16 protein-coding genes are annotated in these 15,408 nt (G+C 41.3%); 11 read left to right on the plus strand and 5 right to left on the minus strand.

The genetic code is table 11. The features are described from left to right. The first annotated feature begins 6 nt into the window (after positions 1–6). A complete protein-coding gene (locus QYC40_RS15720; RefSeq protein WP_301991091.1) occupies positions 7–882 on the plus strand; it encodes a rhomboid family intramembrane serine protease in 876 nt (291 codons plus the stop codon). After that, positions 882–1,991, plus strand: a complete 1,110-nt coding sequence (locus QYC40_RS15725; protein WP_301991092.1) for an endonuclease/exonuclease/phosphatase family protein — start codon at positions 882–884, stop codon at positions 1,989–1,991. Before QYC40_RS15720 ends, QYC40_RS15725 begins: the two co-directional genes overlap by 1 nt. Here QYC40_RS15725 and QYC40_RS15730 read toward each other — a convergent pair. Continuing rightward, entirely contained in the window at positions 1,988–3,589 is a 1,602-nt protein-coding gene (locus QYC40_RS15730; protein ID WP_301991093.1) for a S41 family peptidase, read from the minus strand. The genes QYC40_RS15725 and QYC40_RS15730 overlap by 4 nt on opposite strands. A gap of 138 nt (positions 3,590–3,727) precedes the next feature. Between QYC40_RS15730 and QYC40_RS15735 the strand changes: the two genes are divergently transcribed. The 4 genes from QYC40_RS15735 (at position 3,728) to QYC40_RS15750 (ending at position 6,907) form a co-directional block, all read left to right on the plus strand. Further along, positions 3,728–4,294 carry a hypothetical protein gene (locus QYC40_RS15735; RefSeq protein ID WP_301991094.1) on the plus strand — a complete coding sequence of 189 codons (567 nt, stop codon included), beginning with the start codon at positions 3,728–3,730 and terminating at the stop codon, positions 4,292–4,294. Positions 4,295–4,342: 48 nt separating this feature from the next. Next, positions 4,343–4,693 (plus strand): n-acetylglutamate synthase, encoded by a 351-nt coding sequence (locus tag QYC40_RS15740; protein WP_301991096.1) that lies wholly within the window; start codon positions 4,343–4,345, stop codon positions 4,691–4,693. A gap of 278 nt (positions 4,694–4,971) precedes the next feature. After that, complete coding sequence (gene fumC / locus QYC40_RS15745; protein ID WP_260044670.1) at positions 4,972–6,369, plus strand: class II fumarate hydratase; 1,398 nt, start codon at positions 4,972–4,974, stop codon at positions 6,367–6,369. Between the two features lie 34 nt (positions 6,370–6,403). Further along, a complete protein-coding gene (locus QYC40_RS15750; protein WP_301991097.1) occupies positions 6,404–6,907 on the plus strand; it encodes a fumarate hydratase in 504 nt (167 codons plus the stop codon). 37 nt (positions 6,908–6,944) lie between these two features. On the opposite strand, the gene QYC40_RS15755 is transcribed toward QYC40_RS15750, so the two are convergent. The 3 genes from QYC40_RS15755 to QYC40_RS15765 form a co-directional block, all read right to left on the minus strand. Next, a complete protein-coding gene (locus QYC40_RS15755; protein WP_301991099.1) occupies positions 6,945–8,051 on the minus strand; it encodes a toxic anion resistance protein in 1,107 nt (368 codons plus the stop codon). 6 nt (positions 8,052–8,057) lie between these two features. Beyond that, a complete protein-coding gene (locus tag QYC40_RS15760; protein WP_301991100.1) occupies positions 8,058–8,843 on the minus strand; it encodes a hypothetical protein in 786 nt (261 codons plus the stop codon). Between the two features lie 145 nt (positions 8,844–8,988). Further along, positions 8,989–10,479 (minus strand): hypothetical protein, encoded by a 1,491-nt coding sequence (locus tag QYC40_RS15765; RefSeq protein ID WP_301991102.1) that lies wholly within the window; start codon positions 10,477–10,479, stop codon positions 8,989–8,991. Positions 10,480–10,609: 130 nt separating this feature from the next. Here QYC40_RS15765 and yiaA point away from each other — a divergent pair, with 130 nt between their 5' ends. The 5 genes from yiaA to QYC40_RS15790 all read left to right on the plus strand — a co-directional run bounded on the left by yiaA (position 10,610) and on the right by QYC40_RS15790 (position 14,890). Then, positions 10,610–11,077 (plus strand): inner membrane protein YiaA, encoded by a 468-nt coding sequence (yiaA, locus tag QYC40_RS15770; RefSeq protein ID WP_301991104.1) that lies wholly within the window; start codon positions 10,610–10,612, stop codon positions 11,075–11,077. An 87-nt stretch (positions 11,078–11,164) separates the two neighbouring features. After that, the gene (locus QYC40_RS15775; RefSeq protein WP_301991105.1) at positions 11,165–12,118 is read left to right on the plus strand and encodes a DUF2157 domain-containing protein; all 954 of its coding nucleotides are present in this window, start codon (positions 11,165–11,167) and stop codon (positions 12,116–12,118) included. Then, a complete protein-coding gene (locus QYC40_RS15780) occupies positions 12,108–13,175 on the plus strand; it encodes a DUF4401 domain-containing protein (protein ID WP_301991106.1) in 1,068 nt (355 codons plus the stop codon). The genes QYC40_RS15775 and QYC40_RS15780 overlap by 11 nt, the downstream gene beginning before the upstream one ends. Further along, positions 13,162–13,656, plus strand: a complete 495-nt coding sequence (locus QYC40_RS15785; RefSeq protein ID WP_301991107.1) for a GDYXXLXY domain-containing protein — start codon at positions 13,162–13,164, stop codon at positions 13,654–13,656. The genes QYC40_RS15780 and QYC40_RS15785 overlap by 14 nt, the downstream gene beginning before the upstream one ends. A gap of 565 nt (positions 13,657–14,221) precedes the next feature. Then, on the plus strand, positions 14,222–14,890 hold the full coding sequence (locus tag QYC40_RS15790; RefSeq protein WP_301991109.1) for an OmpW family protein: 669 nt from the start codon (positions 14,222–14,224) through the stop codon (positions 14,888–14,890). A gap of 118 nt (positions 14,891–15,008) precedes the next feature. On the opposite strand, the gene QYC40_RS15795 is transcribed toward QYC40_RS15790, so the two are convergent. After that, positions 15,009–15,383 carry a DUF3127 domain-containing protein gene (locus QYC40_RS15795; RefSeq protein ID WP_301991110.1) on the minus strand — a complete coding sequence of 125 codons (375 nt, stop codon included), beginning with the start codon at positions 15,381–15,383 and terminating at the stop codon, positions 15,009–15,011. Positions 15,384–15,408 lie beyond the last annotated feature (25 nt).

Genomic DNA, 15,408 nt, shown 5'->3' on the forward strand with positions numbered 1-15,408 from the left:
ATCGTGATGAAGAAAGATAACGCACTGAAAGATTTTTTTAAAACTACTTACAGTAGCCGCTCGCCGATACCTTTTATTTTGTCTGCGCAGATTTTTCTATTCGTTATTATTCATCTTTTCGATCTTTTTGTGGAAGTTGGGATTACTAACTATCCGCTTTATGATAAAGTACTGAGCTACCTGAGTCTTCCTGGCGAATTGAGCAAATTCATCACACAGCCTTGGTCGTTAGTAAGCTATCCATTCCTGTACACGGGCTTATTTAATATTCTATTCGATTGTTTGTGGATTTATTGGCTGGGGAATGTTTTTCTAGGCTTTCTAAACAATCGGCAGTTCCTGACGGTATTCGTAAGTGCTATTTTTATTGGGGGTCTTTCCTTCTTAGCCTTATCGCAGATTCCAGTCTTAGCGAAGGGCCCGCAGACTTTTCTGAACACGAATGCTATGAGCATTGGCGCGTTGATGGGAAGCTTGCTGATCCTAGTTCCGAAGATGGAATTCAGACTCTTTTTGTTTGGCAATGTGAAGTTTCAGACTATTGCGTTCGTCTTTCTGGGGCTGCAGTTTCTTTTCCTATTCTTGATCAACAAACCAGGCGCCATCGCCTTACTGATCAGTACCTCATGGGGCATGTTATTTATTAGTCAGTTGCGTAAAGGAAACGATTGGAGCAAGCTATTTGAGCGAAAACAAGACAGCAAGTTGCGTGTTGTGCATACAGAAAATAAACCTCCGGTTTATAGAAGCTATAAAGGCGATCTACCGAACCAAGAGGTAATTGATGAAATCTTGGATAAAATTTCCCAATACGGCTATGAAAGTCTATCTTCACGGGAAAAAGAAATCCTTTTTAAAGTAAGTAGAGAAGAGCAAGAGTAATGTTAATTAACAAAAAGAACTTAGGTTTTTTCAGTAAAACCGTTATGCTTGGCAATTTGCTTGCAATTGTCGTTCTACTTTTAAGCTACAGCGCTTCGTTTATCGATCCAAAGTCTTTCTGGGGTATTGCGTTTTTGGGATTAGGGTATTTGCCTATTCTGCTTATCAATGTTGGTTTTATTCTTTATTGGATACTGCGAAAGCCCCGGTTTGCACTTCTTTCTCTTGCTGCCATCTTATTAGGTTGGAACTTGATGACGCAGCATATCACGTTTAGTAAGCAAGTTGACTTAGCGCCGTCGGACACGTCGCTTCGCGTTATGTCCTTCAATGCTCATATGTTCTCTCCTATTGACGGTTCTGAAAAACCTCCTAAGGATGAATTCATCGAAATCGTAAATGAAACGAAGCCGGACGTCTTATGTGTGCAAGAGTTCTACAGCACCATCAAAGGCAACAAGCGCTTTAGCGAGACGGTGAAGAACAAAGCCGACTTTGACACCTATTACTTCGCTCCATCGACACAGAACGATTATATGGCCTATGGACAGGCTATTTTCTCTAAATATCCTATTATCAACTCTGGACTGATCAAAAAGAATGAATACGGTATTAACCGCATCATCTATGCTGATATTGTGAAAAACGAAGATACAATCCGTGTTTACAATGTACACCTTCGCTCTTTTGGGTTGCAAAATGAGGATAAGGAATTCATTCAGAACCCCGGCGGAGCGGGAGGTGCGGAAGAGACAGCGACTCGCCGCGTGGGGAGAAAGCTGAAATGGGCTTTCGAGCAGCGCAGTAATCAAGCGGAGTCATTATCTGAACATATGGCAGAAACTCACCTGCCGAAGATTATTATGGGTGATTTTAATGATACACCTATGTCTTACAGCGTCAATCTGATCGGAAAGGATATGAAGAATGCCTTTCAGGAGAAAGGAAATGGTTGGGGTATCACACATTTTGAGATGCTTCCGATCCTTCAGATCGATTATATCTTTGCTGACAAGCAATTCGCTGTCAACAATTACCATATCATTAAGAAGAAGCTATCAGATCACTACCCGATTTGGGCAGATTTAAGTATACACAAAGGAAATTAAGATTGCGTGTTCAGCTGCTGCAAGGCCTTCTCAATAAAGAAATCATAACGGTTCTTCACTTTGAAATAAGCTTCCCTACCGAAGTAATATCTGCCTAGGAGCGCTTCGATATCACTCTGTATCAGATCATGCAAGTCTATCTGCTTTCTTTGGCTTAGTCGTACTCCCCTTTGATTAAGGAAATTAATGAAGCTGCTGTACTCTGAATTTGGAAGAGTATATCCTTGCAAGAAGTTCTCGATAGAGTACGCTGGAAGTTTTTTCGTAAAGCGACTGTAAACAAACTGCTCAACAAGGCTTGATTGAGCTAAATCTTGATAAATAATACTCACCTCGTTAGAATCTACTGGGACTAATAAGTCAGGCACAATACCTCCACCGGAGAAGAGCTTTTTACCCAATCCTGTCTGGTATGATTTCCCATGCGCATAGGTCGTATCTAATGACCACAGCCCACTATACATGGATGCGTAATCTTGCATAATCGACCAGTTAGGACTGTATTTGCGTTGGATGCTACGTCCGAGCGGCGTATAGTATCGCGCGATGCTTAAGTTGATCGTCGATCCATCTGAGAAATCGAAGAGTTCCTGAACAATCCCTTTCCCATAGGTACGACGGCCAATCAGAATACCCCTATCCCAATCTTGCACAGCACCTGCCACAACTTCACTTGCAGAAGCCGTACGTTCATTAACCAGTACCACCAGTTTACCATTGGCGTAGTTACCTTTGCTTTCTGATAGATAATCTCTGCGCGCTTCATGCGCACCTTCAGTATATACTACTAATCGCTGATCGGCAAAGAACTCACTAGCCAGCTTGATCGCAATATGAAAATATCCACCTCCGTTATCTCTCAGGTCGAGGATCAGGTTCTTGGCGCCTTGCTTCTTAAGCTCAATGATTGCATTGCGAAACTCCTCCGCGGTTTTCAAACCGAAACGACGAATACGAATGAAAGCGACTGTAGGTTCGATCATGTAGGCCACATCCAGAGAGCTTACGCTGATCTGATCTCGCTTTGCTTTCAACGGGAATGGCAAAGCGATGGAATCGCGCTGGATGAACATCTCCACCTCCGTACCGCGCTTTCCACGAATAAGTTTCTCAATCTCTTCCTTAGACACCAAATTACCGGCAACAGGCTTATTACTGATCTTTAGAATCCGATCTCCAACTTTGAAGCCCGCTTTATCCGCCGGACCATTGGTGATGACTCCGACCACTAACAATGTGTCGTTCAGATTGAAATACTCCATTCCAATCCCTTCAAAAGTACCTTCAAGAATCTCGGTTTGCGTCTGCGACTCATTGGGCATCAGAAACAGGGAGTAAGGATCTAGATGGGAGATGATATGATTGATGGCACCGTTCTGTACAGAATCCATATTGATGCTATCTACATATCGGGTGGAAATAAGGTCTACGACCTGTTGTATCTTATAAGCATTATCGGAGATACCAATAGGCACCAAGGAACCACCAGAACTGATTCGCTCTTGGTCAGCGTAATTCTGCCCGAGAATCAATCCTAATAGAAGTGTAGCCGCATAAGTAGCTGCAACGAAAATGTTCCTCTTTCTTCCTTTTTGCATTTATGGTCTGGTGCGCAAAATTAACACTTAACGATTTGTTTAAAAGAATAATATAATAAATAATTTATCAACAATTAACAGTCCAAACAAGATTGGTGACGGTAATAATTCAGCAATTTTCAATATTTTTACATAGTCATGCACGAAATAGAACCATATTACAACTGGAGAGACGATTATATTGCCTCAGAAGACGAGCGAAGCCCATTTTATGGCACTGTACATTCAGAATTTGAGTTCGATAAAAAGATCTATAATTTCCTGCTACATCCACAGTGGGATGAGTTTGGATCATCGACACTTTATCTGAAGGTACTGTATGCAGATTATGACAGAGGATTCTGCATTATTGAACTCATCGGCGAATGGAATGATGCAATTTACAACGATATTATGATCCTAAAGAGAGAAATCATCGACCTGATGATCGGCGAAGGCATCAATAAGTTTATCTTGATTGGAGAGAATGTCTTGAACTTCCACGCTTCAGATGACTCCTATTACGAAGAATGGTTTCAAGATGTCGAAGACGGCTGGATTGTAGGAATCAATTTCCGCGAACATGTTCTTCAGGAATTCGAAAGTAACCACATCGACTACTATATTAACTTCGGGCAGTATTTCAACAACTTCCCTTGGCGAACGTTAAAGCCAAAACAACTGTATCATCATATAGAAGAACACATGCAAAAAAGGCTGAATTAACGTTGTTACTGATAGCCTTTCCGATTCATACAAATAAATACCAGCGCCATGAACGTAAGATCTATCAACTACCACAATCGTATATTCCGAACCTTAAGCAATAGCAACAACGGCGAAACCTCCGCAGAAACAGAGTTCCACTATAAGCATATCGGCAATATTGTCTTTGCAGACTACAGTGGCGGAGCCATTAAATATGGACACCTTTTGGGGATAATCTCCGAGTATGGCACAATCGATATGCGCTATCATCAGGTTAATCATGCCGGAGAACTCATGACCGGTGTGTGCCAATCGCGTCCTGAAATCTTAGCAAATGGGAAGATTCGGCTTCATGAAACTTGGCAATGGACTTCTGGTGACCTCAGCAAAGGCGAAAGTATTGTCGAAGAAATATAAGCCTCTCAACATTCTTGCTTAAGGACTAAATGCATAGTCGTAAAATCCTCAAAACAATGCTGTGCAGCCTCAACAATTGGCAAAAAGCAATCAAACCGGCTTTTTTTAAGTATCTTTAGCCTATAATAAAATTCGTAAAAACAATATTCCAATCATCTAGGTTAGGTTGAGTCCACGATGAAAGCAAACAGAGTCCACATCTTTCGTTAACGGCGAAAGAATAAGATTTGGATATCCGTTATGACAGTCCTAAATTTGCCTAACAAAAATTTGTAATTATGTCATTCAGAATAGAAAAAGACACCATGGGCGAGGTTCAAGTACCTGCCGACAAATACTGGGGTGCACAAACTGAACGTTCAAGAAACAACTTTAAAATTGGTCCTGCGGCATCTATGCCACATGAGATCGTAGCAGGCTTCGCTTACCTGAAGAAAGCTGCTGCCTATGCTAACCATGAATTAGGCGTGTTACCTGTAGAGAAGCGTGATGCTATCGCTGCAGTTTGCGACGAAATCTTAGCAGGTAAATTAGATGATCAATTCCCATTGGTAATCTGGCAAACAGGATCAGGAACACAATCTAACATGAATGTGAATGAAGTAGTCGCTAACCGCGCGCAAGTACTTGCAGGTGGAAAGATCGGCGAAGGTGAGCCTGTATTAAAAGCTAATGATGATGTAAACAAATCACAGTCTTCTAACGATACATTCCCTACGGGTATGCACATTGCGGCTTACAAAGCAGTAGTCGAAGTGACCATCCCTGGCGTTGAGAAGCTTCGCGATACGTTGAAGAGAAAATCTGAAGAGTTCATGAACGTCGTAAAGATTGGTCGTACGCACCTAATGGATGCTACTCCATTGACACTAGGTCAAGAACTTTCAGGCTATGTAGCGCAGTTAAATCACGGTCTTAAAGCATTAAGAAATACCTTATCACATCTTGCAGAAGTAGCATTAGGTGGTACAGCAGTTGGTACAGGTTTAAATACCCCTAACGGATACGATGTTGTTGTTGCTAAATATATCGCTGAATTCACTGGCCATCCATTTGTTACTGCAGAGAACAAATTCGAAGCATTAGCAGCACACGATGCTATCGTTGAAACACACGGCGCTTTGAAACAATTAGCAGTAGCATTGAACAAGATTGCTAACGATATCCGCATGTTAGCATCAGGTCCACGTTCAGGTATCGGTGAAATCCTTATCCCGGAGAACGAACCAGGATCATCTATTATGCCGGGCAAAGTAAACCCTACACAATGTGAGGCTTTAACTATGGTTGCAGCACAGGTAATGGGTAATGATGTAGCAATCACGATCGGTGGTACACAAGGTCACTACGAGCTTAACGTATTCAAACCATTAATGGCTGCTAACTTCTTACAGTCTGCAAGACTTATCGGTGATGCATGTGTATCTTTCGAAGAGCACTGTGCAGTAGGTATCGAGCCTAACTATGCACGCATCAAAGAATTGGTAGACAACTCCTTGATGTTAGTAACAGCATTGAACACGAAGATCGGTTACTACAAAGCTGCAGAGATTGCACAAACAGCACACAAAAACAATTCTACATTAAAAGAAACAGCTATCGCATTAGGTTATGTTACTGCCGAGCAATTCGACGAGTGGGTAAAACCGGAAGATATGGTTGGTAGCTTAAAATAATAGAGTGGATAAACGCTTAAAATTACATATTTCAATGAAAGCATACCTTGCCCTCGTGCTAGGTATGCTTTTTATTGGTAGCAGCTGTCAGCGACATTCTGATATGCAGGATGAGGGAGCAGATTGGTTTCAGGGTGTATGGGTGCAAGACAGTATCCCGAACTCAGCAAACATGCTGAATTACACATTACATGAATTCCGTGTGACCTGCGACTCGATCTACACGACCATGAAAGTGCACAATAAGGTAAAAACAATGCCCGACAGTTGCTTTAAAAATGGCGAATGGACAGAGTATGCAAAGGCCGTCTATGTATTGCGCGGCGACAGTATGATTGTCGAAGGCGTCTATACAAAACCCAATTGGAAACAAAAGATCTCTGGATGTTATAAGCAAGGAGAATACTTGCCTCGCTATAAAGTTGCTTACAAAAGCAAGGACAGCGTTGTATTGGAAAACAAATTTGATGCAAGACCTGTCATCCTTAAAAAGATCAAAGACATAACCTGCGTCCCTAAAAAACGATGGGAACTATAAAAAGAGAAAGCCGCTAAACGCGGCTTTCTCTTTTTATCTAGTTGATCAGTCTCGTCTCGTCCGATGACTTCAATATATGGTTCTTCAACTCGGTCTCTGCCTGCAAAAGATCAGCTTCGGCAACCTTACGTTTCTCTCTACCCTCTTTCTGAATACGTAATACCTCTTCAATCGTGGTGATAATATCAGTATTCGCCTTCTTAATGGTTTCTACGTCGATAATACCGCGTTCTGTTTCCTTCGCCACATTGATAGTCGCATCTTTCAACATCTCCGAATTGCGCTTCAACAGTTCATTTGTCGCATCAGTAACCGCACGTTGTGCTTCCAAAGCGCTCTGCGCATGCGCAATACCTAAGGTCAGTACCATTTGGTTCTTCCATAAAGGCAGGGTATTCACAATACTCGACTGTATTTTCTCCATCAAGGAGCTGCTGTTGCTTTGGATCATACGGATCTGCGGAGCCGTCTGCAATACCACCATCCGGGTAAGCTTCAAGTCGTGCACCTTACGTTCGAAACGAACAACATGTTGCTCCATGTCTTTATACTCCTGGATCTTATGCTGATCTCCTGTCGATTCAGCCTCCGCTTTCATCGCTGGCAAAGTCACGGTCAGCACCTCCTGCAACTTCTCCTCCCCTGCTTGAATATGCAAGGAAAGGTCTTTAAAGTATTGCTGATTTTGAACAAACAGCTTATCGAAGATATTCACATCCTTCGCTAAGTTCTTATAGTGTCCCTCCAACTTCAATTCAATGCTGTGAATATTTTTTTCGACAGAAGCATACTCCGTACGAAGACGACCAATCTTTTTCTTGATATTATCGAAGAAAGGAATCAACGGTTTCTTGTTCAATTTCTCATCGAAATTCTTGATCTCGCCACGAAGATTCAACAAGATATCCTCCGCACCACCAAGATCCTTAGTCCGCACCTGTTTCAAAATCTCATTCGAGAAGTTGCTTACATTGGACTGGCTACCGACACCAAATTGGATAATATCAGTGGTCGATCTTAAGTTAATCTTATCCTTATATTGTTGAATTAAGCCCTTCTCTTCCTCTGTAAAGTTTACAGCGATTTCTCCAGGCTTATTCTTGTTCTGGTCATCATCCAAATTAGTCAAATCTAAGTTTGCCATAATATCTTAATCTTTTAAAAGGTTTCTACTTTTTAAGGTCTGCAGATAAACATCGGTCTCCGCCGATACATCCAACATCCCCATCTTAAACTGATTCGTTACTTCCTGCTCAATAGCTACAGAAGCCTGGCGTATCACGTTCTCTAGCTTGCGTTTCGACTCCATCGTAATGCTATTGCTCAGATGCGTATTCTCCAACTCATCATATTGCATCAACACATTTACTACCGTCGAATGTCGCACAAGGAACTTCTCTGCCTCACGAATATCTTTTTTCTCGAGCAATTGAAATAAGCGGATAATCTTATCGATATCTGTTTGAATACTTCGATTATCAATTTGCTTCCTCCAATGTAACAGTCTTTCCACAAAAAACTGCGGAGTATCGATAGATGCCGATTTTAGTTCCAAATACTTCTGTGCCGATGGCGTAGAGATCCAAGTCAATGGACGCACCTCGCCCAGCTCCAAACGCTGTAAATAAGGCTTCGCCTGATTCAATAGCATACCATTACCAACAATATAAGAGACTACAGAGCCACCCATGGTAAGCAGCATTGCAGTACTCAATGTTCCGAAGAAGTATATGAAGGATACTAACAGCGCAATTTCCACTGCCAATAATGCCACCCCTGCAACATACCAGGAACGAACCTTCGTTTTCTTCGCTTGTCCCAACATAACGAAGGGATGTATATGTATAGGCAATGGAATAATCATTAATACAGACAATATCGTCCACATTAATTGTCTGACCTCCCATGGTCTACTTTTCTTAGTTGCCCAACCCATTTTGCAATTTAATTATTTTTATAAAAATACACCAATTCTTATTCCAATGCATACTTCCACCCTAAAAACTAGGTAATTGGCATAAAAACACCTGTCATTACGTCATTTTTATCGGTGAAAATTCCCAAGCCCAATTCCTACAAATCTATACGGTTTGAATTAGCGACAGCGCTAGTTGATACGCTGTCTTTTTCTCCCATTTCGCCATTAGCCAGGCAATAAAGCTTAGGTTAAAGATATCTTTGTTCGCGTCGATATCAATCATAGAACGAACGGAATCCTGATAAGTTTGCTCGCTGACGATGTCAGGCTTTTGTATAGAGCGCTCCACCATACTCAGGAAGGCCATCACCCTTTCTTCCTGAATGCTCATCAAATACTTCTTGTAGCGGCGCTTAAAACTATGCAGGCGCGAAACCGCCAGTTCCGTATTCTCAAATTGCAGATGCACCAAAATTTCCATCAAATTCTTCCGTATTGTCCACAACATCCCCATTTTCTTTTCATACCAATGGTCGGTATGCCCCAATTTCGCCAGGTAGCTTAAGCTGCGTGAATCCCCATGCTGCGCATAGAACATCGTCAGGCTCAGATACAGGTCGTCAATATCCTCTTGGTTGGACTTCTTAGTCACATAGGATAGTCCTTCCTCTATCGCTTCAATTCCCTCTTCAGCCTTGCCTGAAAAGTGATAGTTCAAACCCAGCAACAGTTGATACCGAAGGATAAACTGCTCCTTGTAGGATTTGCTGTTTTCCATCAACATGCGCATCTGCCGGAGATAACTAATGCTTTCGGAGAACTTTTTATTGCGCAAGTTGAAATTTGCCAGGTAATAAAGGATATAGAGGTGATAATACAGATGTCGCTCCTTCGGTTTTTCCAAACCCTGAATATATTGATAGGTCTTACGGACGTATCTTTCAATCAATCCATAGTTCTGATTAATGGCGGCATATTCATTCGCAATATAGAGGATTTGGTACAGCGACTTGTAATTCATCAAATCCAGCACCGCAATCTGATATTTCTTTAGCGTCGCTTCGATTAATTCCGTCAGGTTAACAATCTTCCCTTTCAGATGTATTTCCTGCAGTTCTCTCCGCAGGTAGGCATAAGCCATATGCATCTTTGCTTCCCTTTGCATGTGAGTCTGATTCAAGGTGAAGCGATCTAATAAACGGTCGAAGGCTAAATCTTGATCCAAATGCGCATACTGCATACGCAATAAAAACACTTCGTTGACCAAACCAAACTGCTCTTCCTGCAGTGCTAAACGTTCCGCACGATCCAAAGATTTAAATCCAATCTTCTCCAAATTATTCTCCAATAAGAATCGTGCAACAACGAGGTTCCTCAATATTTCATAGACCGCGCTGTCTTTGCTTTCAAAGGCGCGTTGCGAAAGGAATTGAAGCACATTATCCTGCAATCTTTTGCGAAGTGCATGATAAGCGTCCTTATTTTTTTTATCTGAATATAATTTATTTATATATTTTATATCGTCAGTTTCCAAAATATTGAACAAACGAATATTTTTAACATCCTTACGTTTATTTTTTCTATTCAGAAAATTCTTAAAATCCACTTTGTCCTGATTATTAAGCAAATCAATCAGCTGAGCCAAATCATCCATAATCTCAAATATCTCCTTAAATATATTAAAAATATCTATTTTATATCGTCAGTATTTACACGAAACTTCATTGGCAGAGCGCTCCATTCCCCCGATCTTTACATCGTATTAATCAACAAAAATTAAAAATATGGAACCGCTAAATATCCAATCAGAAGAAAACAACTTGACTCCAAAGGGGTCGGAAAGAACAAAGAATCCGTACAAACCAACTGCCGCCTTCGTAGGGGCTTCCTGGTTAGCATTAATCACCGGTGCGGTGGCATTTTGTATAGGATTGTGGAATGCCGATATGGCACTCAATGAAAAAGGCTATTATTTTACCATTTTACTATTTGGATTATTTGCCGTTATCTCGGTACAGAAAAGCGTACGAGATAAAGCTGAAGGGCTGGCTGTAACTGAGATTTACTATAGCTTAAGCTGGTTTGCGACCATCGCCTCGATCGTATTACTGATCGTTGGCCTATGGAATGCCGACCTGACTTTAAGTGAAAAGGGGTTCTACGGAATATCCTTCGTGCTCAGTGTTTTTGCAGCCATTGCCGTTCAGAAAAACACAAGAGACGCTAAGTTGGCAAACGAAAAGACCTTATAACTTAGCGGTTTCCCCGCAGACCTTGCTTGTCGAGGCTGCGGGTTGTTTAAATAATTTTGGTAACTTAACCTCATAAATCTCCCTCTCATGAAGAGCATTAAACGCGAGGATATACATATTCTTGCACAAAATAGCGATCTATCGGAATCGCAAATTGAGAAAGCATTAAAAACCGAAGTATTCCACCAACGAAACGATTGGTCCAACTTTCTAAAATATGCATTATTAGCGTTAGGCATAGGCTTTTTTGCCGCGGGCGTCATCTTTTTCTTTGCCTACAACTGGGATGATCTAGACAAATTCGCCAAACTCGGTCTTGTGCAAATGCTGGTCATCATCGTCTGCGTCATCGCCCTGCTACCAAAACTAACGCCCAACACGCGCAAAATTTTACTCACCGGAGCCTCCTTATTGGTCGGTGTTATGTTTTCCGTATTCGGGCAAATCTATCAGACCGGAGCAGATGCCTACGACTTTTTCCTTGCATGGACATTATTTATAGGAATTTGGGTGTTGGTCAGTAATTTCCCACCACTCTGGATACTGTTCTTAGGATTAGTCAACACGACATTTATCCTCTACACCACACAGGTGACAAGACATTGGGACGAAGGGCTGAACTTTACAATCTTATTTGTACTCAACTTGATTCCGCTCGTTTCATCACATCTGATTAACCGTTCCTGGAAAGATGTGAGGATACCAACCTATTTTACCAATATCATCGCTTTAGCTGCGCTTAGCTTCGCAACGATCGGCAACCTCGTCTACATCTTCGATTCGAAGACAGGCTTTCCTTATATCGTTCTGTTAACGATTGCATTTTATGCACTAGGAATTGCTTATGGAATGAAGCAGCGTAGTGTCTTCTACCTGTCTGCCATACCGCTCAGCATTATCATCATCCTTACGGGCTGGATTCTAGAAATCACCCGTTGGAAAGATTCCTATCTGCTCATCAGTTTATTTATTCTCGGAAGCATCAGCTTGGTGATCTATAATTTAATTCACATGTTAAAAAAGAATCGTCATGAAAAGTAGATTGAATTTCGACGAACTAACACAAGGGTTGGGATGGTCGGATCTGGAGAACAGCTTTGATCGACAAGCGATAGAGACTGAATTTCAGAAACGCGATGAAACGCAAAGTCTCCCGATAAAGATTCTCTCCATTTTCGGGGGAATCATGGCCAGCAGCACGCTCTCGGGCTTTTTGTTCAGCTTTGGAATCTTAGAGAATAAGCTCGCCCAATTGATCTTCGGATTAATCTTCCTCGTGGGAGCCATCTTCTTTAGCCGAAAAACTAAAATGCTGCTAATGGATACCATTGCTGTCTCCGGCCTTATCCTCGGCTTCATCCTATTAGGTCTTGGGCTAGAAGATTATCACTTGTCAGACGAAGCCGCCTTGCTCATCATCTGTATCGTAGCGACTGTCAGCTTGAACTTTGTACGCAACTACATCATGACGTTCATACTGGTCCTGATTGCCTGTGGAACCTTGCTCGCCTCGCTCAACGCAGCAGACTTGGATAATCTTTCTTATTTCTACGTCCCTGCGCTTGGCTTAGTTTTGGCGCATCTGTACATCAAGGAAGCACGCATCATCAGTAAAAGAAACTTCTTTTCCATCCGATACAACCCCATCCGCACGGCTTTAACCTTTTGCTTAATTGCCGGACTGATCTACTTAACGCTGGACAGCAATTTTATCCTTACAAATTACTATGCGCTGTGTAGCTCCCTATCGTTTATCGTACTCAGTTTTGTTGCCCTGAATTTTGTATTCGAGAAATTGGCGATCGAAAACAAACGAACAATGATTTTATTGTATTTGCTTTGTTTATGCTGTCTGCTGCCAACCATATTCGCTCCTGCCATATCCGGAGCCATATTTTTGATCTTAATCAGCTTCCTCGCAAATTATAAGACAGGATTTGTATTAGGCATCTTACTCCTACTCTATGCAGTTTCCAGATTCTATTACGATTTGGATATATCATTGCTCGACAAATCCATCGCTATGATGATTTCCGGAGCATTTTTTATCATTCTATATTTTGTGAGCCTTAAATTAAGTCGTCATGAAGAAAATTAGCATCATACTCATCGTTGTCAACACGCTATTGTTGTTGATTTATTTCAACTATAGCATTGCGCAGAAAGAAGATACCCTCAAAGAAGGCCATTTAGTGCTGTTGGAATTAGCCCCCGTCGACCCTCGATCGTTGATGCAAGGCGACTACATGATGCTCAACTATCAACTGAGCAACAATGTTCAACCAGACAGCATCCCTCGACGAGGATATGCAGTGCTTAAATTAGACGAGCAGCATGTAGGCACATTACAAAGATTCCAGGCCCAAAAAACCCCATTAACAACCGGAGAACTGTTGATTGCCTATACTAATCCAACGCAATGGCGCATAAAAATCGGGGCGGAATCCTTCTTCTTTCAGGAAGGAACCGGCGAACGATATGAGAAAGCAAAATACGGCGCCCTAAAAGTCGACAATAATGGAAATAGCTTATTAATAGGCTTGTACGACGAAAATAAAAGAGAGATCAAATCTAAGTAAAGTCACAGCTTAAGATAACCCAATGTAAAGCCCAATCAAACCCGCTCACGAGCGGGTTTGATTGGGCTTTACATTGGGTTTGAAAGGGAAGAACAAGGGCTTTGAGTAGTAGTTGGTATTTAGACATTAGATGTAAGATTTAAGACATTAGAGTATTGGCTTTCGAAGTTGAAAGGGAGAAACTTTTTTGGAACGGAAGAAAGGGAGGTTTGTTTTGAACCAAGAAAGAAAGGATTTAAGGATTGACAGGATCCGGCATATCTTTTAATCCTTTCTTTCCTGGTTCAGACTAGAAATTAGATGTAAGACATTAGACCCTATGCTGTCAATCCTCGCATCGTTCCTTTCCCGGTTCAGACCATGTCGTGTACTAAAAAAAGTAGACGCCATACTCTAATATCTAATGTCTCAAATCTTATATCTAATTAGCAAAAATCCAAATAGCATAAAGTTAATTAGTTCAAAATTGTTTAACTATTACATTATTTACTTACTATCCTGATATTCATCATTTATTTTGAGTTTAAGTGACGATATATTTGTGGTATAACAAATCGTTATTGCAATGAAAAAACTATTATTAACTATTGCCGGCCTATTTGCAGTAGGCATGAGCTTTACACAAGCCCAAACAACAGATTTCAACAAGTGGCAGGTACGCTTACGTGGGGTTGCCGTTATTCCTACGCCATCTGCTGACATCGCAACAATCGGTGGTGATGTTGACATCAACACTAAATTTATTCCAGAGCTAGATTTCACGTATTTCTTTACAAAGAACATCGCGGCAGAATTGATCTTAGGAACAACAAAACACAATGTTAATACAACAGGATCAGACCTAACTGCAATCGGATTAGGTGCATCTGAAGATGTAGATCTAGGTTCTGTTTGGTTACTTCCTCCGACATTGACAGCACAGTACCATTTCTATCCAGGAAAATTGGTTAAACCTTATGTTGGTGCCGGTGTGAACTATACAATATTCTATAATGTAGATGAAGGTAACACAGTAAAAGGTGTAGAGTACAAAAACAAATTTGGTTTTGCTACACAAATCGGTACTGACATCAACATTACAGATAAATTCTTCCTTAACGTGGATGCGAAATACATCTTCTTGAAAACAGATGTTGACGTAGATGCTTCCAACTTAGCTGCGGGTTTAGCCATTCCGGCAACAGTTGACATCAATCCATTCTTAGTGGGAGTTGGTATTGGATATAAATTCTAGTAGCATATTATCAAAAGCGCTCCGGTCTAAGCTTGCTCTCTGCTGAAACCGGAGTTTTTTTACCCAAAAAAGGGGACCCCGTCCGGAGTCCCCTTTGCTTTTATCTTTTTCTTTCTAATTAGAAAGGTAAATCGTCATCATCAGCGCCGCTAGACGAGATATCTACGGGAGGCATATCAGCATAACCAGGTGCTGGTGCCGCTGCAGCAGTGTTCGCTAATTTGGTAACACGCCATGCTACTAAAGAGTTGAAGTAAGTTGTAACCCCTTCTTTGTTCGTCCAAGGACGACCACGAAGGTTGAAAGATACTTCTACATCTTCACCTACCGCTAGGTTATCAAATATATTAACGCGATCTTGAGTTGCCTCAAAGCGGATGTATTCTACAAATTGTGGGTTTTCAGCATATGCAACAATCATATCTCTCTTTTTGAAAGATTCTGTAACTTGTTGTGTTGCGCCTACTTCATGTACTTTTCCTCTTATTTCCATAACTAAACTTTTAAACCGTAAAATT

This window comes from Sphingobacterium sp. BN32 (assembly GCF_030503615.1).
Taxonomy (GTDB): domain Bacteria; phylum Bacteroidota; class Bacteroidia; order Sphingobacteriales; family Sphingobacteriaceae; genus Sphingobacterium.

Excerpts from the sequence above, each read along its gene's own strand:
- QYC40_RS15755 (WP_301991099.1), bottom strand. The coding sequence starts at position 8,051 with ATGGCAAACTTAGATTTGACTAATTTGGATGATGACCAGAACAAGAAT.
- QYC40_RS15720 (WP_301991091.1), top strand. The coding sequence starts at position 7 with ATGAAGAAAGATAACGCACTGAAAGATTTTTTTAAAACTACTTACAGT.
- QYC40_RS15775 (WP_301991105.1), top strand. The coding sequence starts at position 11,165 with ATGAAGAGCATTAAACGCGAGGATATACATATTCTTGCACAAAATAGC.
- QYC40_RS15765 (WP_301991102.1), bottom strand. The coding sequence starts at position 10,479 with ATGGATGATTTGGCTCAGCTGATTGATTTGCTTAATAATCAGGACAAA.
- QYC40_RS15735 (WP_301991094.1), top strand. The coding sequence starts at position 3,728 with ATGCACGAAATAGAACCATATTACAACTGGAGAGACGATTATATTGCC.
- QYC40_RS15785 (WP_301991107.1), top strand. The coding sequence starts at position 13,162 with ATGAAGAAAATTAGCATCATACTCATCGTTGTCAACACGCTATTGTTG.
- QYC40_RS15750 (WP_301991097.1), top strand. The coding sequence starts at position 6,404 with ATGAAAGCATACCTTGCCCTCGTGCTAGGTATGCTTTTTATTGGTAGC.
- QYC40_RS15725 (WP_301991092.1), top strand. The coding sequence starts at position 882 with ATGTTAATTAACAAAAAGAACTTAGGTTTTTTCAGTAAAACCGTTATG.
- QYC40_RS15780 (WP_301991106.1), top strand. The coding sequence starts at position 12,108 with ATGAAAAGTAGATTGAATTTCGACGAACTAACACAAGGGTTGGGATGG.
- fumC (WP_260044670.1), top strand. The coding sequence starts at position 4,972 with ATGTCATTCAGAATAGAAAAAGACACCATGGGCGAGGTTCAAGTACCT.
- QYC40_RS15790 (WP_301991109.1), top strand. The coding sequence starts at position 14,222 with ATGAAAAAACTATTATTAACTATTGCCGGCCTATTTGCAGTAGGCATG.
- yiaA (WP_301991104.1), top strand. The coding sequence starts at position 10,610 with ATGGAACCGCTAAATATCCAATCAGAAGAAAACAACTTGACTCCAAAG.
- QYC40_RS15795 (WP_301991110.1), bottom strand. The coding sequence starts at position 15,383 with ATGGAAATAAGAGGAAAAGTACATGAAGTAGGCGCAACACAACAAGTT.
- QYC40_RS15730 (WP_301991093.1), bottom strand. The coding sequence starts at position 3,589 with ATGCAAAAAGGAAGAAAGAGGAACATTTTCGTTGCAGCTACTTATGCG.
- QYC40_RS15740 (WP_301991096.1), top strand. The coding sequence starts at position 4,343 with ATGAACGTAAGATCTATCAACTACCACAATCGTATATTCCGAACCTTA.
- QYC40_RS15760 (WP_301991100.1), bottom strand. The coding sequence starts at position 8,843 with ATGGGTTGGGCAACTAAGAAAAGTAGACCATGGGAGGTCAGACAATTA.